Origin of the sequence: Bacillus sp. ChL18, from assembly GCF_026241425.1 — a bacterium.
GTDB classification, from domain to species: Bacteria; Bacillota; Bacilli; order Bacillales; family Bacillaceae; genus Bacillus; species Bacillus velezensis.
On the sequence record NZ_JAPHWE010000002.1, the window covers coordinates 880456 to 903617 of the forward strand.

General features: G+C 47.4%; 21 protein-coding genes and 2 pseudogenes. 17 read left to right on the forward strand and 6 right to left on the reverse strand.

Going from position 1 to position 23162, the window contains the following annotated elements:
• Nucleotides 1–29 precede the first annotated feature (29 nt).
• Nucleotides 30–866, reverse strand: a complete 837-nt coding sequence (csn, locus tag OQ477_RS15465) for a chitosanase (RefSeq protein WP_265973085.1) — start codon at nucleotides 864–866, stop codon at nucleotides 30–32.
• A 136-nt stretch (nucleotides 867–1002) separates the two neighbouring features.
• Nucleotides 1003–1464 (reverse strand): DUF2691 family protein, encoded by a 462-nt coding sequence (locus OQ477_RS15470; RefSeq protein WP_265973086.1) that lies wholly within the window; start codon nucleotides 1462–1464, stop codon nucleotides 1003–1005.
• Between the two features lie 77 nt (nucleotides 1465–1541).
• Between OQ477_RS15470 and OQ477_RS15475 the strand changes: the two genes are divergently transcribed.
• The 3 genes from OQ477_RS15475 to OQ477_RS15485 all read left to right on the forward strand — a co-directional run bounded on the left by OQ477_RS15475 (nucleotide 1542) and on the right by OQ477_RS15485 (nucleotide 3836).
• The gene (locus OQ477_RS15475; RefSeq protein WP_265973087.1) at nucleotides 1542–2243 is read left to right on the forward strand and encodes a class I SAM-dependent methyltransferase; all 702 of its coding nucleotides are present in this window, start codon (nucleotides 1542–1544) and stop codon (nucleotides 2241–2243) included.
• Nucleotides 2244–2280: 37 nt separating this feature from the next.
• Complete coding sequence (locus OQ477_RS15480) at nucleotides 2281–3396, forward strand: NAD(P)/FAD-dependent oxidoreductase (protein WP_265973088.1); 1116 nt, start codon at nucleotides 2281–2283, stop codon at nucleotides 3394–3396.
• A gap of 65 nt (nucleotides 3397–3461) precedes the next feature.
• Nucleotides 3462–3836, forward strand: a complete 375-nt coding sequence (locus tag OQ477_RS15485) for a nucleotide excision repair endonuclease (RefSeq protein WP_007410094.1) — start codon at nucleotides 3462–3464, stop codon at nucleotides 3834–3836.
• Between the two features lie 38 nt (nucleotides 3837–3874).
• Here OQ477_RS15485 and OQ477_RS15490 read toward each other — a convergent pair whose 3' ends face one another.
• Nucleotides 3875–4147 carry a DUF1648 domain-containing protein gene (locus OQ477_RS15490; protein WP_007410095.1) on the reverse strand — a complete coding sequence of 91 codons (273 nt, stop codon included), beginning with the start codon at nucleotides 4145–4147 and terminating at the stop codon, nucleotides 3875–3877.
• A 316-nt stretch (nucleotides 4148–4463) separates the two neighbouring features.
• Between OQ477_RS15490 and OQ477_RS15495 the strand changes: the two genes are divergently transcribed.
• The 5 genes from OQ477_RS15495 (at nucleotide 4464) to OQ477_RS15515 (ending at nucleotide 9460) form a co-directional block, all read left to right on the forward strand.
• Nucleotides 4464–5450, forward strand: coding sequence for an SIS domain-containing protein (locus OQ477_RS15495; RefSeq protein ID WP_029973609.1), 987 nt, complete (start codon nucleotides 4464–4466; stop codon nucleotides 5448–5450).
• A gap of 73 nt (nucleotides 5451–5523) precedes the next feature.
• Nucleotides 5524–6789: an ABC transporter substrate-binding protein gene (locus OQ477_RS15500; protein WP_265973232.1), complete on the forward strand. Its 1266-nt coding sequence runs from the start codon at nucleotides 5524–5526 to the stop codon at nucleotides 6787–6789.
• Between the two features lie 24 nt (nucleotides 6790–6813).
• On the forward strand, nucleotides 6814–7704 hold the full coding sequence (locus tag OQ477_RS15505) for a carbohydrate ABC transporter permease (protein WP_007613590.1): 891 nt from the start codon (nucleotides 6814–6816) through the stop codon (nucleotides 7702–7704).
• A gap of 3 nt (nucleotides 7705–7707) precedes the next feature.
• Complete coding sequence (locus OQ477_RS15510; RefSeq protein WP_265973092.1) at nucleotides 7708–8592, forward strand: carbohydrate ABC transporter permease; 885 nt, start codon at nucleotides 7708–7710, stop codon at nucleotides 8590–8592.
• Nucleotides 8593–8605: 13 nt separating this feature from the next.
• Nucleotides 8606–9460, forward strand: a complete 855-nt coding sequence (locus OQ477_RS15515) for a PfkB family carbohydrate kinase (RefSeq protein WP_007613586.1) — start codon at nucleotides 8606–8608, stop codon at nucleotides 9458–9460.
• A gap of 24 nt (nucleotides 9461–9484) precedes the next feature.
• Here OQ477_RS15515 and OQ477_RS15520 read toward each other — a convergent pair whose 3' ends face one another.
• On the reverse strand, nucleotides 9485–10213 hold the full coding sequence (locus OQ477_RS15520) for a GntR family transcriptional regulator (RefSeq protein ID WP_265973095.1): 729 nt from the start codon (nucleotides 10211–10213) through the stop codon (nucleotides 9485–9487).
• Between the two features lie 155 nt (nucleotides 10214–10368).
• Here OQ477_RS15520 and OQ477_RS15525 point away from each other — a divergent pair, with 155 nt between their 5' ends.
• Entirely contained in the window at nucleotides 10369–11475 is a 1107-nt protein-coding gene (locus OQ477_RS15525; RefSeq protein WP_265973097.1) for an ABC transporter ATP-binding protein, read from the forward strand.
• 49 nt (nucleotides 11476–11524) lie between these two features.
• Here OQ477_RS15525 and OQ477_RS15530 read toward each other — a convergent pair whose 3' ends face one another.
• Nucleotides 11525–12373 carry an endonuclease I family protein gene (locus OQ477_RS15530; protein WP_265973099.1) on the reverse strand — a complete coding sequence of 283 codons (849 nt, stop codon included), beginning with the start codon at nucleotides 12371–12373 and terminating at the stop codon, nucleotides 11525–11527.
• 199 nt (nucleotides 12374–12572) lie between these two features.
• Between OQ477_RS15530 and allC the strand changes: the two genes are divergently transcribed.
• From allC to OQ477_RS15560, 7 genes and pseudogenes are all read left to right on the forward strand, one after another.
• Nucleotides 12573–13814 (forward strand): allantoate deiminase, encoded by a 1242-nt coding sequence (gene allC / locus OQ477_RS15535; RefSeq protein WP_265973100.1) that lies wholly within the window; start codon nucleotides 12573–12575, stop codon nucleotides 13812–13814.
• 60 nt (nucleotides 13815–13874) lie between these two features.
• Complete coding sequence (locus OQ477_RS15540) at nucleotides 13875–15086, forward strand: pyridoxal-phosphate-dependent aminotransferase family protein (protein WP_410571876.1); 1212 nt, start codon at nucleotides 13875–13877, stop codon at nucleotides 15084–15086.
• Nucleotides 15087–15207: 121 nt separating this feature from the next.
• Nucleotides 15208–16404 carry an MFS transporter gene (locus tag OQ477_RS15545; RefSeq protein ID WP_015418151.1) on the forward strand — a complete coding sequence of 399 codons (1197 nt, stop codon included), beginning with the start codon at nucleotides 15208–15210 and terminating at the stop codon, nucleotides 16402–16404.
• A 986-nt stretch (nucleotides 16405–17390) separates the two neighbouring features.
• Nucleotides 17391–17651 (forward strand): annotated as a pseudogene (locus tag OQ477_RS21075) (hypothetical protein); the annotation flags it as partial.
• The gene (locus tag OQ477_RS15550) at nucleotides 17606–18352 is read left to right on the forward strand and encodes a hypothetical protein (protein ID WP_094247524.1); all 747 of its coding nucleotides are present in this window, start codon (nucleotides 17606–17608) and stop codon (nucleotides 18350–18352) included. The pseudogene OQ477_RS21075 and the gene OQ477_RS15550, both read left to right, overlap by 46 nt.
• Nucleotides 18353–18762: 410 nt before the next feature.
• On the forward strand, nucleotides 18763–19356 hold the full coding sequence (locus tag OQ477_RS15555; protein WP_058906324.1) for a hypothetical protein: 594 nt from the start codon (nucleotides 18763–18765) through the stop codon (nucleotides 19354–19356).
• Between the two features lie 30 nt (nucleotides 19357–19386).
• Nucleotides 19387–19788: pseudogene (locus OQ477_RS15560) on the forward strand (XkdF-like putative serine protease domain-containing protein); the annotation flags it as partial.
• 172 nt (nucleotides 19789–19960) lie between these two features.
• Here the strand turns inward: OQ477_RS15560 and OQ477_RS15565 are convergent.
• The gene (locus OQ477_RS15565) at nucleotides 19961–21556 is read right to left on the reverse strand and encodes a PucR family transcriptional regulator (RefSeq protein ID WP_265973103.1); all 1596 of its coding nucleotides are present in this window, start codon (nucleotides 21554–21556) and stop codon (nucleotides 19961–19963) included.
• Between the two features lie 179 nt (nucleotides 21557–21735).
• Here OQ477_RS15565 and OQ477_RS15570 point away from each other — a divergent pair, with 179 nt between their 5' ends.
• On the forward strand, nucleotides 21736–23100 hold the full coding sequence (locus OQ477_RS15570; protein ID WP_265973105.1) for an allantoinase: 1365 nt from the start codon (nucleotides 21736–21738) through the stop codon (nucleotides 23098–23100).
• The last annotated feature ends 62 nt before the right edge of the window (nucleotides 23101–23162 follow it).

Below are 23162 nucleotides of genomic sequence, written 5' to 3' on the forward strand. Positions count from 1 at the left end.
AACCCCGCCATATAGCGGGGTTTTTTTGTTTATTGAATAGTGAAATTACCGTATTCGCTTGACCGGACATGAATCGGCCCGTTTAAATTGTAGTTCTTCTCTTTGACAATATCGCGGAAAACGTCGACACGGGCAACCGATTCTCTCCATTCATCCTGAGTATCCTCATCTGACGGATTCATCAGATCGTCATAGCGCACATCCAAGAATTTATTGAGCCATTTCTTCTCGTCAATTCCATCTTTCGGTGACCCGCCCATTTTTTTGTTCGTGCGTTTAATCAGGGCATAAAAGGAGTCTGGATCATCGCCGTCGCCATGCTGAATCACCGTATCGTACATCACTGCTTTTGCCAAGGCCGTTTTCAGTCCGGCATTTTCTGAACGTTTCATCGCCGGCTGATAATACAAGCTGTCATTTACCTTATCTTGGGCAGCGCGGAAGGCTTTATCATTGCCAAGTGAGCGCCAGGCAGAAGCGAATCCTTTCAGATTGCTGATGTCATCGCTTTCGTCCTTCGCAAGACGCCGCAATTCAGGTAAATACTGTTTCAATTTGTTATTCGGCACCGCTTTCGTGTATACTTCGACTACTTCCAGCGCATCTCCGGTAGCCGTCGTAAAGCCGGCCCGCCCGCAAGTGTAACCTCTTCCGTCATCCAACGCTTCAACATATCCGTATTGGATTTCCGTCTTTCCGTTTTCAAAGATGCTGGTCAGCTGTTCCGCCCGGCGCTTTTGATCTGTATTCAGCCCGGCCGCAAAAACCGTACCGCTCATCATCAGGGTAAAAAACATGGTGAAAATAAGTGACGAAACCGCCGTCTTCTTCCAAAAACCTGCTTTTTTCTTCAAGCTGATTTTCATTGCCATACCCCTTTCATATGTAAGTTACGCACTCAGTATACATGAGGGGGTTGTTTTTTTGTTGAAAACACACGAATTTGTCAATATTTTGAATCCTAAGCCCTATCCGACGCTTCATAAAAAGAACGCACCTTCATCAGACAGACAATCCCGTTCTCGCGTCATTCTCATCTGTAACATAGTCAACGCGGTGAAACCCGCATTGTACAGCCTGCTGATAAAGGGCTTCGAGCATATCCGGATCTTTGCAATATAACGTTACATACGAGCAATCTGCAATGAGAAGCCCAAGCTCACAGGAACTCTCCAAATATTCCTCATACGTATTGATTTCCGTTACCATCCCGCCCGAGAAAGCTTTCAATTCAGCAAAAATCATATAATAAGGGTCTCCTTCCAGACGCTGACGGAGTTCTTGACCCTGAATGATGCGCTGATTTTGCGGAAATAGGTCTGTATCGGTGTCTTCTTTGAATTCAGTATACGCCTCTCCATCACCGATAAACCACGCATAGGAAGAGATGGGGAACGGTTGTAATATATCTGCCACAAACCGTCCGAATTCATTTGGGATGTCAAAAGTAATGCCGCGTTTCATATGGTCGTATCTCCTTTCGGCTTTTGCTAGAATAATATGGTATGCCATTTGGATAAATATTGAAAGGGGTGGGTGTTATGACAACACGATACGGCATTGATGCGCCTTATGGAGCGTTTGGATTTATCTTTCTTGCGCTCCTTTATGCCGCTGCCACGTTATGCGGTATGATTCCTCCTTACTGGGGCTGGCTGACGGGCACCTTGTTTTTATTGCTCGGTCTTTGGATGCTCTTGTATTCAACGGCCATTAAACTTTTACACCGCCATCGCATTCTTGCGCTTTCCGGTTTAAAGCCGGACATGAAGGTGCTTGATATTGGGACGGGACGGGGGCTGCTAGCCATCGCCGCGGCTCAAAAAGGCGCTGACGTCTCAGCGATTGACAAATGGTCAGGCTGGGATCTGGGCGGAAACGGGAGAGACGCATTTGAAAAGAACAGACGGGCAGAAGGAGCGCCGGAAATTGATTTGTATGACGGACTCGCGCAAGACATGCCGTTTCCTGATAAAACGTTTGACCTTGTCATTTCGCATTTTGTCGTACACAACATTTCCGGCAGAAAAGAGAGGGAACGGGCGATTGCGGAAATGGTGAGGGTGCTGAAGCCTGGCGGCACATTGGCCGTGTCAGATATAAAAAATACATCACAATACAGAGCAATTCTTGAGGAAAACGGCTTTCAGACAAGAACGTATTCCTTTTATTATACGTTTCCGTTTTCGAAACTCATCATTGCCGTCAGGACTCCGGTAGGAACCGGGCGCTCCATTTGTTAAAATAAATAAGACAAAACAGATAGAAAAGGTGTTACACATGAAGTCTTATATGATTATCGGGGCCGGCATTCTCGGTGCGTCCGCGGCTTATCATCTCGCAAAGGCCGGGGCGGATGTAACGGTCATTGACCGGAAACACCCGGGGCAGGCGACTGACGCCGCGGCGGGGATCGTTTGCCCGTGGCTGTCGCAGCGGCGCAATCAGGCATGGTATGCGATCGCAAAAGGCGGCGCCCGTTATTATGAACGATTGATACAGCAGCTTGAAGCTGACGGAGAAACAGAAACCGGTTATCAAAAGGTCGGAGCCGTCAGCCTCCATACGGATGAAAAAAAGCTCAGCCAAATGGAGGAAAGAGCTTATAAAAGAAGAGAGGATGCCCCTGAAATCGGTGACATTACAAGACTGACTCCGGAAGAAACGAAGGCGCTGTTCCCCGCGCTGTCGGAGGAATACGGGGCAGTTCATGTCAGCGGCGCGGCCCGGGTGAACGGGAGGGCGCTTCGTAAGGCGCTGTTAAATGCGGCCGTTAAGCACGGAGCGGCTGTTTACAATGAAGAAGCGTCAATATTGACAGAGGACGGTGCCGTCATCGGTGTGAAAACCGCAGAACGCACGCTTACTGCCGACCAGGTTCTCGTAACGGCCGGCGCTTGGGCGAGAGAGCTGCTTGAGCCGCTCGGCATCCGTTTTTCAGTATCATACCAAAAGGCGCAGATCGTTCATTTAGAGCTTCAGGGAGAGGAGACGGGCGGCTGGCCCGTCGTCATGCCCCCAAACGATCAATATATTCTCGCCTTTGACAGCGGCAGAATCATAGCGGGCGCGACTCATGAAAACGATACCGGCATGGATTTGCGGGTGACGGCCGGCGGTCTCCGCGAGATTTTTGACAAAGCATTAACTGTGGCGCCGGGGCTTTCAGACAGTACTATGATAGAGACAAGAGTCGGGTTCAGGCCGTTTACTCCCGGTTTTCTTCCCGTCATCGGCAAAGTGCCGAATATCAGCGGACTCCTCGTTGCCAACGGGCTGGGCGCCTCAGGACTGACGAGCGGGCCGTATCTGGGGGCTGAACTGGCGAAACTCGCGCTCGGGCAGCAGACAGAAATTGATTTGAGCCTTTATGATCCAGCCGGGGCGCTTGAATAAAAAATAGCTTTTGGCGCATTCTTATGATAGGATGGAGCTTTAATGAATAAGAGGACGTGACCCATTTGATAAAAATAAACCTTCCTGCTCCTGATGTAACCATTACGGAACGGCAGCAGTCACCGTCGGAGAATGAACCGGCGATTAAAGCGATTTACGGTTTCATTGATTTTCACCAAATTCCGAGAGACAAAGGCGGCATATTTATGTTTTATAACATTCATGATGAGCTGCTGTTTGTCGGGAAAGCCCGTAAATTAAGACAAAGAATCAAAAAGCATTTTGAAGACAATGTGTCACCTGTTAAACATCACAGGGACGAAGTGTATAAAATTGAAGTATGTGTCGTAAATGATCCGATGGAAAGGGAGATTTACGAAACGTACGCGATCAATACCCTTCAGTCGAAATACAACATTGAGAAAGTATTTTATAAATAAGAAAAACCGGAGCTTAAGGGCTCCGGTTTTCTTTATGTTTACAGTGCCAGCCACATCACGGCAATATGCACGATCAGCAGACAGTAAACGACGAGGAATAGCTGGACGACCTTTTTTCTGAATAACATGCAGATCATCATGAGCACGGGAAAAATCAGGACGCCGGCTGTTTTATTGATGGATGTATTCGGACGGTTCGACACGTCATAGTGAATGGCCATATCAGCAGGAAGAAACGGATAAAACACAATCGAAAGAATAAAGGCGAGAACCACAGCTCCCCACAGCACTTTATCATTCATCAAAAACATATGAACACTCCCTTTTTTTACATATAATAGTATTTTAGTGTAAAAAAGTTCATTTTTCAGTATTCATTTGATGGCTTTTTTCGTGAGACCCGTCTGTCTGGCGGCTTCTTTTATATTCATTCTGAATCACTCCCTGCTTTTCATTCTAAACGTGTCTCTAAGGGTCAGGTCAAGAGAGGGCGGGAAATAAGGCGGGTTTATTTTATATTTTAGAAATTTCAGAAAATATGATTGACAACGCACCTTTGTTGCGATTAATATAACGTTATATAATGTTATATAACGTTATATAATAAAACACTGAGGAGTGAAGGATTTGAGTCAAACTGCCGCACAAGTGAATCACAAGGTTCAGGCTTTCTTGGATGATCTGAAAGGAAAAACGATTGACCACGTCTTTTTCGTCGCTTGCGGGGGTTCTTCAGCCATTATGTATCCGAGCAAGTACGTGTTTGACAGAGAGGCGAAAGCCATCAGCTCTGATCTCTACAGTTCAAATGAATTTATTCAGCGCAATCCCGTTCAGCTCGGAGAGAACTCTCTCGTGATTTTATGTTCTCATTCAGGCAATACGCCGGAAACGGTGAAAGCCGCCGGTTTCGCCAGAAAAAAAGGCGCGCTTACGATTGCGATGACCTATGAGCCTGATTCGCCGTTAGCGAAAGAAGCCGAATATGTCGCGGTTTATGACTGGGGTGAGAACGCACAGGCGATAAATACGAATTACGGGGTTCTGTATCAAATCGTGTTCGGCGCTTTACACGTGCTGGAAAACCATTCCGCGTTTGAACAGGCGATCGACGGACTCAATAAGCTCCAGACCGTATATGACAAAGCGCTTAAACAAGAAGCGGATCACGCAAAGGCATTCGCGAAAGCCCACGAAAAAGAAGATATCATTTACACGATGGCAAGCGGTGCGAACTACGGCGTCGCTTACTCCTACAGCATCTGCATTCTCATGGAAATGCAATGGATTCATTCCCACGCCATTCATGCCGGAGAATATTTTCACGGACCGTTCGAAATCATTGATGAATCCGTTCCATTTATTATCCTGCTCGGCTTAGACGAAACAAGACCCCTTGAAGAGCGGGCGCTTTCCTTCTCAAAAAGATACGGCAAAAAACTGACTGTGCTTGATGCTGCAGCATATGATTTTTCCGGAATTGACGATTCTGTAAAAGGCTACCTGGCTCCTCTCGTATTAAACCGGGTGCTCAGAAGCTATGCGGATGCACTGGCGGAAGCAAGGAACCATCCGTTAAGCCAGCGGCGTTACATGTGGAAAGTCGAATATTAAGAACGCGCATTATATTTCACCGGACTATAATGATATATAACGTTATAGTCCGGTGACAAAGGAGGAAAAGCATCTGAAAAAGCTCATCTGCCTGTTCGTTCTGTTAGCTGTATGTCTGTCAGCCGCCGCCTGTTCAAGCCAAAGCAGTTCCTCTGACGGAAAAGTGACCCTGAAGTTTTTTCACAGGTGGCCGAAGGAGCCGGAAAAAAGCTATTTTGAAGAAGCGGTCAAAGAATTTGAATCCGCTCATCCGGATATTCATATCCAAACGGAAGCGGTCTTAAACGATTCTTATAAAGACAAGGTGAAAGTCATGCTCGGAACAACGAGCCCCCCTGATATTTTCTTTTCATGGAGCGACCGGTTTGCTTATAAATTCATCAAAGGAAATAAAGCCCTCGATCTGTCGTCTTACTATCAGCAGGATAAAGATTGGTCCTCACAGCTTGTGCAGTCACAAATCAAACCCTTTACGCATGACGGAAAACAGTACGGTGTTCCGTGGCAAATGGACGCTAAATCATTCTTTTATAATAAGGACATTTTTAATACATTACATTTGAAGCCCCCGGCGACATGGGATGAACTGATCACAGTCTCTGAGAAATTGAAAGAGAACGGATATATTCCGATCAGTTTCGGCACAAAAGCGCCTTGGACCATTTCTCATTATATCGGGACGCTGAACCAGCGTATGGTGGATGAAAAAACGCGGGCGAAGGATTACAGCCCGGAAACCGGGGAGTTTACGGACGAAGGCTATGTCAAAGCGCTTGAAAAGTTTCAGGAACTTCTGCCGTACTTTACAAAGCACGTGAACTCTGTCGATCACGAATACGTGCGCCAGCAGTTTACGAGCGGCAAAGCGGCGATGATTTATGCGGAAACGGCAGAAATTAAGCTCGTCGAACCGGTCAATCTGGGCTTGTTTCCTTTCCCGAAAATCAGCGGCGAAAAGGGATCTCCCCGTGCACTGACCGGATCTCCGGAAGGATTTATGATTTCCTCAAAAACGAAGCACCCGAAAGAAGCCATGGAATTTCTTCAGTTTTTAACCTCGAAAAAAATGGGAGAGAAGCTGATAAAAGACGTCGGTAAATACAGCGCGGTTCAAGGAACGGCGACAGAAAACAATTCCGTCCCGATCCAGCGCGAAGCCGTGCAGGATATCGTCCGCGCAGAAACAATGGTGCCGTGGTTTGATATGGATGTTGACGTTGAAATCGCCGATGTGTATGCGGCAGGCGTTCAGCAGATGCTCGGCGGCACAATGACACCGCGCGAGGTGATGAATTCCGTGCAGAAAGCGGCGCGTCAGGTCAAAGCGTCATCTGAATAGAACAGATTTCTTTGGAGAAAGGAGATGAGGATTTCCTTGGTCAGCCGAAACCGTTTCATTCCGTATCTGTTTCTCGCGCCCGCGCTGATTTTTCTGCTGTTCGTTTACATTCCGATTATTGAGAATGTGTTTTTCAGTCTGTTTGAATGGAGCTCATTTCAACCCGAAAAGACGTTTATCGGTTTGAAAAATTATATTGACCTGTTCCACGATCCCGTGTTTTTTACAGCACTCCGCAACAATGTGCTGTATGCGGTCATATCGCTGATTTGCCAGGTTGGCGGCGGCTTAATTCTGGCGGCCGTGCTGGAAGACAGACTGGTAAGAAAATGGTCGCCGTTTTTCCGTACGGTATTTTTTCTTCCGGTCGTCATTTCCATGACCGTCATTGCGCTGTTGTTTGATTTTATTTATAACCCGGAAATCGGGCTTTTGAATCAGCTGCTGGAAGCCGTCGGACTTGATGAACTGACCCGCGCGTGGCTGGGCGATGAAAACACCGCTATGCTGTCTGTCATTTTTGTGTCTCAATGGCAGTCTGTCGGTTACATTGCCATGCTGTACATTGTCTCGATTCAGAGCATTCCCGCTGAATTATATGAATCGGCGCAGCTGGACGGAGCCGGAAAAATCCAGCAGTTTTTTCACATTACGGTGCCGCAGACGAAAGAAATGTCGTTTGTTGCCGTGGTGATGACGCTGACCGGCGCATTTACCGTATTTAATGAACCGTATATTCTGACCGGCGGAGGGCCGGGCAATGCTTCAGAAGTGCTGAGCACATTTTTGTATAAGAGCGCTTTTACAAAGGATATGATGGGCTACGCTTCTGCGATCGCGACGGTGGTGCTTTTGCTGACGCTTGCTCTGTCGCTTATTCAGATGAAATTCTTTAAGACCGGAAAGGAGGAGTAGCCGATGCTTCCTGAAAAGACGGACTTGCGTCATGCCCGTCAGACCGTCAGAACAGGCGGAAAACCGAGAAAATGGTATGTCGGGGAAACGTCTGTGTGGCTGTTTCTCTTTATCTACCTCATTACCGTTGCTTATCCGCTGTTATGGATGGCGGTCAGCGCCTTTAAAAGCTCGGATGAGATTTTTGAGCACAGCTGGTCGCTGCCCTCTGTCTGGCATCCCGAAAACTTCGTATCCGCATGGAACCAAGGGATTTCCGCTTATTTTATGAACAGCGTCATTGTGACCGTGCTGACTTGTCTCATCACCGTATTTGTAAGCGCCTGGGCGGCATACGGGCTGGCCCGTTTTCAATTTAAAGGAAAAGGGTTTGTGCTGATCATTTGTCTTGGCGGCTTGATGCTGACGCCGCAGGTCAGTCTTGTGCCGCTGTACTCCATTATCCAGTCATTGGGACTGTACAATACGTATTGGGCATTGATTCTTCCGTACGCCGCTTACCGTATTCCATTTACCGTGATTCTGATCCGTTCCTATTTTTTGTCGATTTCCAAAGAGCTTGAGGAAGCTGCCTATCTGGATGGATGTACAAGTTTCGGAATATTTTTCAGAATATTCTTACCTATGAGCGTGCCGATTCTGGTGACATCAGGCATTTTGACGGCTTACCATACATGGAATGAGTTTATGTTTGCGATTATTTTTATCGATGATGAAAATTTACGGACGATTCCGGCCGGGCTGATGCAGTTCAGAGATGCGCTGCAGACGGATTGGGGCGTGCTGCTGGCCGGGCTGACGATTTCTGCTGCCCCGATCATCGCGCTGTTTCTATTGATGCAGAGATATTTTATCCGCGGCATTGCTGCGGGAAGCGTGAAAGGATAAGGAGGATGAAAAGATGAAACTGATAGCGGCCGGAGATAATGTAGTAGATTATTATCAGGATCAGGAGACGTTTTACCCGGGCGGAAATGCGTTAAACGTAGCCGTGCTTGCCCGGCGCTTAGGCCACGAAACTTCTTATATCGGGATTCTCGGCAGTGATGAAGCGGCGGATCACGTATTGAATGTGCTGAAACTGGAAAAGGTGAATGCCGATCTGATCCGCCGGGCATACGGAGAAAACGGGATGGCGGTCGTCACGCTTGATGAAAGAGGGGACAGGATATTTGCCGGATCAAATAAAGGCGGTGTGCAATCGCGTCTGACGCTCGCTTTTCAGGAGAATGACATCTCATTTATCGCCGGACATGATCTGCTGCATACGAGCGTATACAGCAGGATAGAACGTGACCTTCCGATGCTGAGCGGCCATGTGCCGATTTCCTTTGACTTCTCTGTAAAACGTGACGAAGCCTATTTAGAAGCGGTCTGCCCATACGTGACGTATGCGTTTTTTTCCGGGAGTGATTTGAGTGAAAGTGAATGTGTGCGGCTTGCCGAAAAAGCCCGCGGTTTCGGAGCGAAAATCGTCTGTCTGACAAGGGGAGAATATGGCGCGGTGTTATCGGATGGGGAACGCGTCTATCATCAGCCGGTGGTAAGAGCTGATATAATAGATACATTGGGCGCGGGTGATTCTTTTATCGCCGGGTTTCTTACCGATTTCTTCGAGCATCAGGATATTCGGCGAGCGCTTACTGCGGCCGCCGGGACGGCTGCCAAAACATGCGGAGGGTTCGGAGCGTTCGGTTACGGGCATCCCTACAGGCCGGGCGGCGGGAAAAGCAGTGAAAAAACGAGAATACGATAAGCATTGTCTCGTTTTTTATACTTGTTACGCATAGGGGCTGTTAATGGTAAACGTGACGCGGTCTGTATGCATTACAAACAGCGAGCTGTATATCGGCTGGTCTTTTGACATAAAAGCGGTTTTGTCAATTTCAAAAAGCGCATCCCCGATATCACAAGCCAGATAGCGGCTTTCTTCCTGCTTGGCGTATACGACATTTAACAGCTTCGTATTATGGGTGGGCACCACCTGATAGTGCTGTTTCAAAATGTCATGCATCGACACGCCGCCTTTAATATGCTTGCCGATGTCGGGAAATAAACTGAGCGGATAGTGGGCGATTTCGAATGAGAGCGGCTGGTCGTCGTGAAATAAAATGCGTTTTAATTCAAGAACGGGATTTTCGGAAGCGACGCGAAGTTTTTGGGCGATGGATTTAGGCGCTTCAATGATTTCATGGGAAAGGATCTGGTGTTTCGGTTTTTTCCCCGTTGATTCCATAAATTCAGAGTAGCCGTTGACCGCGATGAGCTCCCGCTTCAGTTTAGGGCTTTTAACGAACGTTCCCTTTCCCTGCTGCCGGACGAGCCAGCCTTCTTCCACAAGATCAAGGATGGCCTTCCTGACCGTTATGCGGCTGACGTTGTACGTTTCGCACAGCTCATTTTCAGTCGGCAGTTTTACGGACGGCGAATAAACGCCCTTCTTGATATCGTCCGCGATAATTTGTTTCAGCTGAATATATAAAGGTTTCGAGCTCCCGTTATTTAACAATGGGACGGACCTCCTTTGTCAAGTAGTAGTACTATTATATGTATTATGACGTTATAATACAAATTTGCTTTTCATTTATGAATCTGTCAGAAACCCCGAACATTTTTAACATAACAGAAAGATGTGGCGGTTTCCAGTATTGGAGGAGGTTTCGAATGGCATCATTAACATTTGACCATATCAAAAAAACATACGGCGCCCAATCGGCGGCAGTGAAGGATTTTCACTTAGATGTAAAAGATGAGGAGCTGCTGGTGCTAGTCGGTCCCTCCGGCTGCGGCAAATCTACGACACTCAGAATGATTGCCGGACTGGAGAGCATTTCTGAGGGGAAGCTTTATATCGATGGAGACGCGGTAAACGATCTGCCCCCGAAGGATCGTGATATCGCGATGGTTTTTCAGAATTACGCGCTGTATCCCCACATGACAGTGTTTGACAATATGGCGTTCGGTTTGAAGCTCAGAAAGCTGCCGAAAAAAGAAATTGCAGAGCGAGTCCGGACGGCCGCTGATATTTTGGAAATCGGGCATCTGCTCAAGCGGAAACCGAAGGCTCTTTCAGGCGGACAGCGGCAGCGGGTTGCGCTCGGCCGGTCGATCGTACGGGAGCCGAAAGTGTTTCTGATGGACGAGCCGCTTTCCAACTTAGATGCGAAATTGCGAGTGACGATGCGCGCGGAAATCAGCAAGCTCCATCAGCGTTTGAAAGCGACTATCGTTTATGTGACGCATGATCAGACGGAAGCGATGACAATGGGCGACCGGATTGTCGTGATGAATGAAGGAGATATTCAGCAGGCCGCAAGCCCCCATGAGATTTATCATTATCCGGCGAATATGTTTGTGGCGGGTTTTATCGGTTCTCCGAGTATGAATTTTATAAAAGGCGTCATTGAAGAAAGTCACGGGCAATGGTATTTTGCCGGTTCGTCCGTTCGTCTGCCCATTCCGAAAGAAAAAGCGGCCGTTCTTGTGCAGAAAGGATACAGCGGTAAGGAGATGATTGCGGGGCTGCGTCCGGAGCATTTGACGCTTGCCGGACAATCAGAGCACCCGCCTGAAGCGGCGTGCCGCGCTGTGGCGGAAGTATGTGAGAACTTAGGCGCGGAGATGTACGTTCATGCGGTGAGCGGAGATGACCGCATGACGATCCGTCTTGACGGCGCTTCACAGGTGAAACCCGGCGATGCCATTCTGCTTGCGGTCAATATGAACCGGGCCGTCTTTTTTGATGCCGACACTGAAAACGCCGTATATTGAAAAAGGGAGCCTGATGATCAGGGCTCCCTTATCACTTCTTATGATACGATTACCAGATTTCGTCCGCCCATTCCGGATGGTCGATAAACGGATTGCGGTTATGCTGATAGTCTTCGTAAATGATTTCGTTCCGCCGTTTTTCCTTACTGTCGACGGGGTCTTGTTGATTCCATTTGAGCAAAACGGACAGTTTTCCCATGTAAGGAGCTGAGCCGTTTCCGGTTTTATCATTCAGCTCAAGGTCGGGATACCCGTCGTCTCCTTCATAACGCACCGCCATGTAAAACAGCATGCGGGCGACGTCTCCTTTAACTTCATCGCGCGGCTCCCAGGAATCACCGTCGTAATAATTGCCCGGCGCTTTCGGGTATTCTGAGCCGCCGTTATCAAAATCCATATTTCCTCTGGCACTGTTCACCTGGACGTCTGCAGGGCGCAGATGATGAATGTCCGTCCCGGGGCCGGCAGCTGTTCCGAAGTTTCCGTGTGACTTTGCCCACACGTGTTCGCGGTTCCAGTCCCCGACGCTGCCGCCGTTTTTACTTTTGGCCCGTGATTCCTGGGTGTAGAGCAAGATGACATTGTTCGGATTTGCCGGATCTTCGTCAGTTTCCTTCAATGCATTCCATACTTGGCTGTAAGACAGCTTTGTATGTCCGCTGATGATGCGGTGCAGGGCGCTCTTTAAGGCTGTTCCGCTTTTTCCGGAAGCTTCTTTGTAATATGTGTCCGTATCCGAAGACGGAGTGATGACAGCTGAGGCAGTTTGCGGAAAAAGAGTTGTGCCGCCGGCAGTTGAAACCGCCATCCGGCTGTACAGATTCGTGTCAGCCGGCGCGGCCCATCCAAAAATGAAAAACAGGCAGACAATCGGCAGAAACCAAAGTTTTTTTGTCATGACTTGCCCTCCTTTACCTCTATTATCCAAAAAATAAATCTAATATTCTATCTTTTTTGAAAAATAGTTCCTTCGGCTTATTGGTCAAAGTATCCGGAAAATCATTGATTTTTTGGAAGATATGATAATGAACTCGTTATGCGCTCCTTCTATAATGAAGATCATCTTGTCAGTTTTTCAGTTTAAAAGGAGGGCGTGTATGGAACATCAGCAGCTTTCGGCGGCGAATGTCGGGATTTCCGATGACATACAATGGCTGTCTCAATTCGGCGCTTCCGCTTCCGGCGGAGTGACGAGGCTTTTATATACGAAAGAATGGATGGACGCCCAGCTTGCCGTCAAAAAGAAAATGGAGGCGTTCGGGCTGAAAACGGCATTTGACGATGTCGGTAACGTATTCGGCCGTCTGAGCGGCACAGAATCGCCTGATGAGGTGATTCTCACCGGGTCGCATATTGACACCGTTATTGACGGCGGCAAATATGACGGTGCGTTCGGCGTGCTGGCGGGCATGCTGGCGATCCGGCACTTGCATGAGATGTGCGGGCGTCCGAAAAAAACGCTGGAGTCTGTGTCGCTCTGTGAAGAGGAAGGGAGCCGTTTTCCCATCACCTATTGGGGCTCAGGCAATATCACCGGTGCTTTCTCGCTTTCAGATGCGGAAACGCCGAAAGACGCGTCCGGCATTTCTCTGAGAGAAGCCATGCGGCAGAACGGCTTCGGTGCAGGCCGTTATCCAGCGCCGCTGCGCACTGATATTAGTGCCTTTCTGGAAATTCATATTGAACAGGGGCAAACGCTTGAACGATCAGGAAAGGATATCGGGATTGTCAGCGAGATTGCCGGACAGAGACGCTATACCGTTACGCTTGACGGTGAATGCAACCATGCCGGCACCACTTCAATGAAATGGCGGAAAGACCCGCTCGCGGCGGGAAGCAGCATCATCCACGAACTGATGCTTTCAGCGGAAAGACAGCCGGAAGAGCTCCGTCTGACGTGCGGGAAAATGACGGTTGAACCGAATATGGCGAATGTCATTCCGGGCCGTATCCAGTTTTCCGTTGATATTCGCCACCGGCAGGAAGACGTGCTGGCAGCCTTCCATCAGAAACTGGTATCGATTGTTGAAAACATCAGCCGCAGCAAAGGAGTCAGACCCGTTATTGATGAATATATGAGGATAGAGCCGGTTCAAATGAATCAGACACTGACACGAACCGCAGCGGAGGCTGCAAAAGAGCAGGGGGCGGACCCGGAGGAAATTGTAAGCGGAGCGGGACATGACGCCCAGATGCTCGGCAGAACCTTTCCGGCCTGCATGCTGTTCGTGCCGAGCCGTGGCGGGATCAGCCACTCGCCGCTTGAGTTCACACCCGCACATCAGCTTGAAACCGGCGTCCTTACGCTGGCGAATGTATTACATAAACTTGCCTATTAACGTAAAGGGGGAATCGGCGTGCCGACCAGAAAAGAATTGTGCATTCCGCAAAGAACGATTATGACACCGGGACCGACAGAAGCTGAACCGAGAGTGCTGAGGGCGATGGGCGCTCCGATCATCGGCCAGTTTGACCCGGCATTTACCGGCATCATGAACGAAACGATGCAAATGCTCCGTGAATTGTTTCAAACGGAAAACCGCTGGGCCTATCCAATTGACGGCACATCAAGAGCGGGGATTGAGGCTGTTCTCGCAAGTGTGATAGAACCGGGCGACAGCGTGCTCGTTCCGATATACGGACGCTTCGGATACCTGCTGACTGAAATCGCCGAGCGATACGGAGCGCACGTTCATACGATCGAGTGTGAATGGGGAACGGTCTTCCGGCCTGAAGAGGTTATCAGCGAGATGAAAAAGATTTCCCCGAAAATCGTCGCTATGGTGCACGGAGAAACATCAACGGGGCGGATTCACCCGCTGAAAGAAATCGGGGAAGCGTGCCGCGCCCAAGACGCACTCTTTATCGTGGATGCCGTGGCCACGATCGGAGGCTGCGCCGTAAAGACGGATGAATGGAAGATTGACGCAGTCATCGGGGGAACGCAAAAATGTCTGTCGGTCCCTTCCGGAATGGCGCCGATTACTTATAATGACAGGACGGCCGCTGTCATTGCCGCGCGTAAAAAGGTAGAACGGGGCATTGCGACGGCGGCTGACGGTAAAATGCTGTCCGGTCATCGGCCCATTACGAGCAACTATTTTGATCTGAGCCAGCTCGAAGATTATTGGAGTGAAAGAAGGCTGAATCACCACACAGAAGCGACAACAATGCTTTATGCGCTGCGGGAGGGTGTGCGCCTTGTCCTGGAAGAAGGACTTGAAGAACGGTTCCGCAGGCATCGGCGTCATGAAAAAGCGCTTACGGCGGGACTTGCAGCGATGGGTCTTGATTTATTCGGCGATCCGGAGGCGAAGCTGCCTGTCGTCACATGTGTGCAGATTCCGCCGGAAGCAGACGGCGAATCGATCAGAAGGATGCTTTTGTCTCAATTCGGAATTGAAATCGCCAGCTCGTTCGGTCCGCTGCAGGGGAAAATTTGGAGAATCGGAACGATGGGCTACAGCTGCAGAAAGGAAAATGTGCTGTTTGTGCTGGCCGGACTTGAAGCGGTTCTGATCAGACACGGAGTTGCCGTTAAAGCCGGGGAAGCGCTGCAGGCGGCCCTTAACATATATGATCTGCCGGCTGAAACCGGTGTGCTGTCATGAGACTTGAAAACGAGATTGAAATCATCTGGACTTTTTTCCCTTTTGCCCGTTATACTGAATGGTATAAAAAATGACAAATATGGAATGATCATCTGTTTGTCTGGGGAGAAGGTAAGAAATCATGGCGTACATAGGCCGATTGTCAATTTTAATGCTGAATATGTTTATTGCGATGCTTGGAATCGGATTGATTATTCCGATTATGCCCACCTATATTACCGAATTCGGCGCGACGGGCAGCACGATGGGTCTGCTTGTTGCGGCGGCGGGGCTTACACAGCTTTTATTTGCGCCTATTGCCGGGGAAATAACCGACAAATACGGACGGCGGAAACTGATTATTTTCGGCATTGCCGCCTTTGCCGTGTCACAATTGATCTTCGCCTTTGCCGGAAGCCTGTGGCAACTGTTCGCATCCCGGCTTTTGGGCGGAATGGGCGCGGCGTTTTTAATGCCGTCAATGTTCGCTTACATAGCGGATATTACGACCGAAGAAGAACGCGGGAAAGGAATGGGGCTGTTCAGCGCGGCGATGACGCTCGGTGTCGTCATCGGGCCCGGTGTCGGAGGCTATTTGGTTCATTATGGCATGTCTGTGCCGTTCATCGTGTCTGCAAGTCTTGCCTGCTTTTCAAGTGTGCTTTCATTTTTCTTTCTGCCCGAAACGCTGGGACGTGAAAAGCAGCTGGAAGCCCGGGCAAAAACGGAAAAACGTGAGCATCTGTTTAAGCAAATGTCACGCGCGCTCAAGTCGCCGTTCGCGTTTATGCTGATTCTGGTTTTTGTGCTGAACTTCGGAATTATGAACTTTGAATCTGTTTTCGGCCTTTACGTTGACCATAAACACGGATTTAAAGCGTCTGATATTGCCTTTATTATTACGGCTGCGGGTCTCATCGGCGTGTTTGTGCAGGCGGTCGGCGTCAGTTATCTCGTCCGCAAGTTCGGGGAAAAACGCGTGATTAACGTGACGTTGATCGGGGCTGCTGCAGGACTTGTGTGGTGCCGGTTTGCGGGTTCATATTGGGCCGTTTTTGCCGCGGCAATCTTTTTCCTGACGCTGACATCGCTGCTCCGGCCGGCCGTTAACACGATGCTGTCGAAGCTCGCCGGTGACCAGCAGGGGTTTGCCGGAGGGATGAACACCTCATTCATCAGCTTAGCGAATATCGCCGGACCGTCTGCCGCCGGTTTTCTCTTTGACGTAAATATGGAATTTCCGTATATGCTGGGAGCAGCCATTCTCGCCATCAGTTTTCTGGCCGCGCTTGGCTGGGGCAAAAAGACACAAACCCGGCCGTTCACGCAGCAAGGATAAGGAATCAAAGCCTCCGTGTATCCGGAGGCTTTTTGCTATTGTCGTTTATTCTTCGGCTGTCTGCATCTCTGAAATTGCAGAGATGCGCATAGAGGGAAAATCATATCGAACGCCATTGTGAATTATAGGGAAATCAGTTGTTCCGTATGCTCAAGCATAGCGCGAATGGAAACCGGAACAGGTGTAGATATAGTAAAACCAGCTTTATCTCTTGAGGAGTCTGACGAATTTGATCTGCCGGAAGTTGATCAAAAAAGAAGGCAGTCAGGCGGGAACAACATAGATCGGCGTAAATGAAGAAAGGGAAAAAGCAGCGGTGTTGGTATTTGCTGTTTCGCATGCAGAGTGAGAACAGTCTGCCTAAACGGGTCATTGGGATAATACGAACCGTTCAACCGGGTATAGGGGTTGATTGGTGACAACAAGGAGAGGTTAGCTTATAAAACCTCTCACGGAAGATGTTGTGATGGCTCTCCTGCACGAATTTTGCAGGCTAAAACCCGCAATTAGGCCAACACACAATTATGCAAGAGACAATCATCTAAAAAGGGTGTCGGTAAGTACAATATGGTGTACGGAAAAGGAGTTGAAAATGTTGTATTATTACCCGTCATTCCATTTGTATCAGCGGCAAGAATTTAATTCTTATCCATGGCCCCATCAAGTGACCCATTCAGGGAGCTCCCCCTATGTTTCCGCGCGCCCTCCTTTTTATAATTCTCCATGTTACAGAGAGTGCATAAGAAGCGGAGCGGATAGTTATTTCTGCTGCTATATCTGCGGTTTCTGTTAAAAAGAAAGACTTATAGAAGTAAGTGATCTTTCCAAGATGACAGTGAGACCATTATCCAGACAGCCATTAGTCAACACACGAAGCTTTATTACGGTTCACGGAGGGCACCGCCCCCTCCTTTTTCAGAAATTTTATAAAATCCCCTTGCACGGCCTGTCAGAAGCGGTATTTGGTCTTGATGTGTTCGACTGTTGATGTTGACGAAGAATTCAAGATACCAGGAAGCAGCGAAACCTGTATGTATCTGCGATACACAAAGCTCTCCGCCGCTGAGCGGGTTAATTGTAGCTGGGTGCTATCGCATGTGATAGATAATGAAATTCTCGGCCTAACTAAAGAAATAAAAGAACAGATTAAGTATTGGAAAAATCCAGATAAATGTTATATTTTTGATATAAGGAGGGGAATATGGACCAATTTATATCAACAATTATATTCACGATTCCTGGTTTAATTTGTTACTATTGGTTACAGCTGTTTGGGTTGACTCCAAATCAAAAGCACAATCCTTTTGAAATGTTAGGTATAAGTGTGTTGTTATGGATTCCTGTCTCAGGATTGAGTCTGATCACATACAATATATTAGTTCTTATATTGAATAGCTTATTAAACTATTATTCGACTAAGACTAACGGAATAACTGAACACTTTAAAGGTGATTATATAGGTGATCTAACAACCCTGAATAGTCACTTGACCAGCTTTTCATTTATAGCAGTATTTTTTGTATTCAGCCTTATCTTTAGTTACTGTGTAGCAAGAATTTATACTAAACTATATTTAAAATTGGTTATAGGAGCTGTTAATAAGGTTCGTAGGAAAAGAGGCTTAAACGGGCTTTCCAAATACCAAACAGTTTGGGAAGAAATTTTTGTGTCACAGGGGCAGAATGTAGTTGAACTTTCTAAGATTGACAATGAGGATAAAAAAATAATTGGAGATATAGAAAAAGTGTCCAGGCCGCTAGAGCCTGAACGAAACTTTGTTTTACGAGATATAACTTATTTTACCGAACTCGTAAAAAGGTACAATTTAAAAATTGAAAAGAGTTATATAGATGTTAAGGCAGGTATAAAAATAGGCGTTTTTAAAAAATCTGAAATTAAAAAAGCACAAATTATTGATAATGAATCAGATAACCCTATTGAGGATTGAATTATTTGCCTTTCCGTATTCTTGAGGATGGAACATCTACAGAAAACCGGTCTCTTTTTTCAACTTTCGGAACTGGAATCTCACTTGTAGGTCGAGGTCTATGTACTCGGGATGGTGTAGAGTCTACTGAATTATTTTTCCGTGAATAATCAGAACCTTTGTTAGTATTACTCATTAATTTTATCACCTCCTTTTCTGATTAGACCAAAAATTAGATAAATCTGTCAAGATCAAGGCGTGAGACACAATAATGTGTCTCTTTTTATATTCTGAAAGTGGGGTGAACAACATGCCAAGAGGCCGACAAAAGCTTGTCAGCTGATGAAAAACAAGAGAGTTGAAGAGAAGTCTTAGCAAATATGGGATAAAGTAGTATAATACCCTCATTACATTTAGAATGGGGAGTTTTTATGAATTGGATGGAGTTTATTTCTTCAATAATTAAATCTGTCATATGGCCTGTTTCGATTACTATTATTGTTATTAAATTGAAAAACCCTGTTTCAAACTTGATTAAAACTTTAGCTAAAATTAAATATAAAGATTGGGAATTCGAGTTTATGATAGATAAAGAATTAGATCAGATTAGTGTTCAAATAGATGAAGCTGAACAAATTAAAGATACCTCTAAATCAGAAGGGGTTACCTTTAATGAAAATTCATATGAAACACTGGATTTGAAGGATAAAGAACTTATTATGAAAAAATCAATGTTGAGTTTATATAGTGGAGTAAGTTATTTATATAGTCTTGTATCTAAAGATGAAAAAACTAATGGAATTGGTATGAATGATATGCTTCATTATCTCCAAAAACAAAACATTGTATCAGAATCGTTTGCAGAGGGTTTAATTAAATTAATGGATCTAGTTTATCATTTTGACAAGCGTACTTTTCCTCAAGAATACATTGCTGAAAAGTTTGAATATAATGTAAGAAAGAGTGTTAGAAAGTTAAAATTAATTGCTGAAACTTATAAGGTTTCTCAGCTTACCTCTGAATAACGATTCTTTTGAAAGGAGGTAAATAATAGAATGTCTCGAGAATTGATAAACGCAAAAATCACACATGTTTCTTATGTAGACAAGGCTGCTAATCAAAACCAGTTCTTTTTTATGAAATCAGAAAAGCAGCCTGACTTTCAAAAGGAAGTGAAGATCCTTGCGAAAGAAGCGGGCGAGCAAAAACTTGTTTATGGTATTGTTTATGAACCGGGCACAGTGGATGCACACGGAGTTTCATGACAGCTGCAGGAATTGAGAAGGCCGCTCACGGCTTCCTGAAAGATGCCCGTGAAATTGATAAGCAGCATGACTTTCAGGGCGGCGTTGGTGAAGTGGTTGAGTCTTGTGTCGCTCCCCGCTGATTTTCAAATAAATGGCGAAACCATCAAAAAAGGGTCATGGGTGCTTGTGACAAAGGCTCCCGAGGCAGTTTAGGATGCGATTTAAAAGGGTGAGATTATCGGTTACATCCCGGATATCGAAAAAGCCTGATGATATCAATGGAAGCAGATTTTGATGGCAGCATTTTTTGAGGATTTAGCTGAATGAATCCCACTTAAATAGGATGCGGGAGAACACTCGCATCCCTGTCTCTAACGATTCCTTAACCGATCAGCCGCTGCATTCTCAGCGCGAGCCGCAGGCGCATCGTCGTCTCCGGATCTTTTAAGCTTTTGCCGAGCAGTTCCTCGCATTTTTCTAAACGATAGATCACCGTATTTCGATGGACGTACAGGCGCTTAGCCGTTTCTGAAATCTGGCAGTGGGTCTCCAGATAAACAGACAGCGTATGAAGCAGGCTCTGGTCCTCCTTTTGCCGGTCGGCCAGGCTTTGGAGGGTGGCTTCGTAAAACTTCTTCACATCTTCCGCGGGAAGCAGGCGGAGCAGCTCCGGCACGTCTTTGGCATGATAGATTTGAATAAACTCCGCGCTTCTGGACAAATGCCCGGATGAAATGGCGTCTGAAGCTTCAGTAAAAGCGTCAGGGACGTCGATCAGCTTTTGGCATATGTTTGAGATGCCGAAGGAGACAGTCCGTTTAAACTGCGTCCGGACCTGCTTTTGAAACTGCTCCAAAAAGCTGATGACAGACGCGTGCATTTCATTCCAGCTGTCTGTCGCCTCAATTAAAAGAATACCGACATTTCCTTTAATAAAGAGATGAGGGGGAAACGGAAAGGATGACAGCTCCCCTTCAAGCAGATCAAATACATGATCGGAAACGAGCTGATTTTCGGTAAAGCTGATCGTTTTCTCATTTCTGTCAAGTTTTCCGCAAATGCACATGTATTTCTGATCCCAGCGGAGCCGGAATTCTTTGGCGCGGCTTTTGATTTCTTCATGGCCGGTAAACGAGCGGTCGATAAAATTGCTGAAAAATTCATTGCGCGCCCGTCTGCCGAATTGTTTGACGGCATTTTCTTTCAGCAGTTCAAAGGAAATGACGTTGGCCGCCTGTTCAATTGTCAAAATCATGCCTTTATCAGCGGTCTGCACCAGCTCCGGAATCACCAGATAACCGCAGTTTTTTTCAACATTCAGAATCGGCAGGACAGAATACGCTTTTCTGTCGGACAGCATGGAAAAGCAGGTGAAATAAGGCCCGGAAAGGGAATAACAGATGTTTTTCAATAAAGACGTGTCAATGGGTATGCGGTGGGACGATGATAAGAGTTTTGTATGCTGATCCAGAAGCAGCACGGGAAGCCGGAGAATGTCTGAGAGCTTCTTAAGCAGGGATTGAAGCCCCTTGCCGCTCATGATGTGGTTTGTGAATTTTTTATGGGCGTAAATGGCCTGCTGCAGCTCGTTTGAACGCATATCAAGAATATGGCTCAGTGTGGCGTTGACGATATCTCCGAGCCTGATGTCTTCCGGCAGCTCAATAATCGGCAATTCATACCGGTCGGCAAGCTCCGCGGCATCTTTCGGAATGACATTAAGATAACGTTTCGTTTTGATCCCCAGTCCCGCGCAGCCCCGTTTTGCCATGAGGCGGATCAAATCTTTCAACAGCTGCGGGCGGTCCTTCAAGTGGTAAGCCGTGGTGACGAGCAATTCGTTTTTATGTAAAAAATCAGCGATGTCCGGCGCATCCATCATGTTGACGTGCTGCACCTCCCTCCAGCCGCCGGACTTGCCTGCGATTAATGCCGCCCGCTTATAAGCGGGAATCTTCATCACATCATAAATGTTCATCAGTCAATCTCCTTTCAGGTTCTAAAGACAACCATTGGTTAATATGAATAAAAATCATCAAAAATTATAGCGGTTTTGCTGATGTATTACGATCATAGTAGCAGTAAACTGGCAATCATAGACGCATGTTGTGATAAAAACTGACAGAAAATCGTCATCCTTACAGGGAGGAAGATAAAATGGCCTATGACGTAATTGTAAAGGGTGCGAAAGCTGTGCGAAAAGGCGGAACAGAGCAGGCCGATATCGCCGTCAAGGACGGGAAAATCGCCTTGATCGGGCCCGGCATTGACGAAAACGCGGAACAAGTGGTGCAGGCTGACGGCATGTATGTGTTTCCGGGCGCGGTCGATTGTCACGTGCATTTCAATGAACCCGGCCGCGAAGAATGGGAAGGCATTGAAACCGGCTCAAACATGCTGGCTGCCGGCGGCTGTACGTCTTATTTTGATATGCCGCTTAACTGCATCCCTTCGACGGTAACTGCTGAAAACCTGCTGGCAAAGGCGGAAATCGCCGAACGGAAGTCAGCGGTTGATTTTGCGCTTTGGGGCGGTTTGATGCCCGGATATACCGAACATATCCGGCCGATGGCAGAAGCGGGGGCAATCGGGTTTAAAGCGTTTCTGTCTAAATCGGGAACGGATGAATTTCAATCAGCCGATGAACGGACTCTTTTAAAGGGAATGAAGGAAATCGCGGCGTGCGGCAAGATTTTGGCTCTGCACGCAGAAAGCGACGCCCTCACCCGATTCCTTGAAGCTGAGTACGCGCTCCAAGGGAAAATTGATGCCCACGCTTACGCTTCCTCCCGTCCGGAAGAAGCCGAATGCGAGGCTGTGCAGCGGGCGATTGAATATGCGAGAGCGACGGGATGCGCGCTTCATTTTGTACATATCAGCACGAAACGGGCCGTGCTCTCCATTCAGCAGGCGAAAAAAGACGGGTTGGATGTCACCGTTGAAACGTGTCCGCACTACTTATTATTCAGCTTTGAAGACTTCCTCAAAAAAGGGGCGGCCGCCAAATGCGCTCCGCCGCTCCGCTCAGAGGCTGATAAAGAGGAATTGATCGGAGTTTTGGCTGAGGGCCTGATTGATATGGTGTCTTCGGATCATTCTCCCTGTCATCCGTCTTTGAAACGCGAGGATAATATGTTTCTGTCGTGGGGCGGGATCAGCGGAGGCCAATTTACGCTTCTCGGCATGATTCAATTAGCGATCGATCATGGGATTCCGTTTGAACATGTGGCCCGATGGACGGCCGAAGCACCGGCCGAGCGCTTCGGTTTAACGAATAAAGGACGGCTTGAAGAAGGATTTGACGCTGATTTTGCCATTGTCCGGCCGGAACCTTTTACCGTCACAAAAGAAACGATGTTTTCCAAACATAAGCAAAGCCTGTATGAAGGCCGCACCTTTCCATACCGAATTGCTGCGACCTACAGCAAGGGGCGCTGTGTGTATCAGGATGGCGTGGGTAAGCAGAGCGGGGCTTTCGGAACATTCCTGAAGCCTTCTGAAATAAAAGAGCCGATTCTCTGATGAGAATCGGCTTTTTTTGTCGTTTGGAAAGCGGGTCTCGTGGTATCTTTTTATAAAAAGGA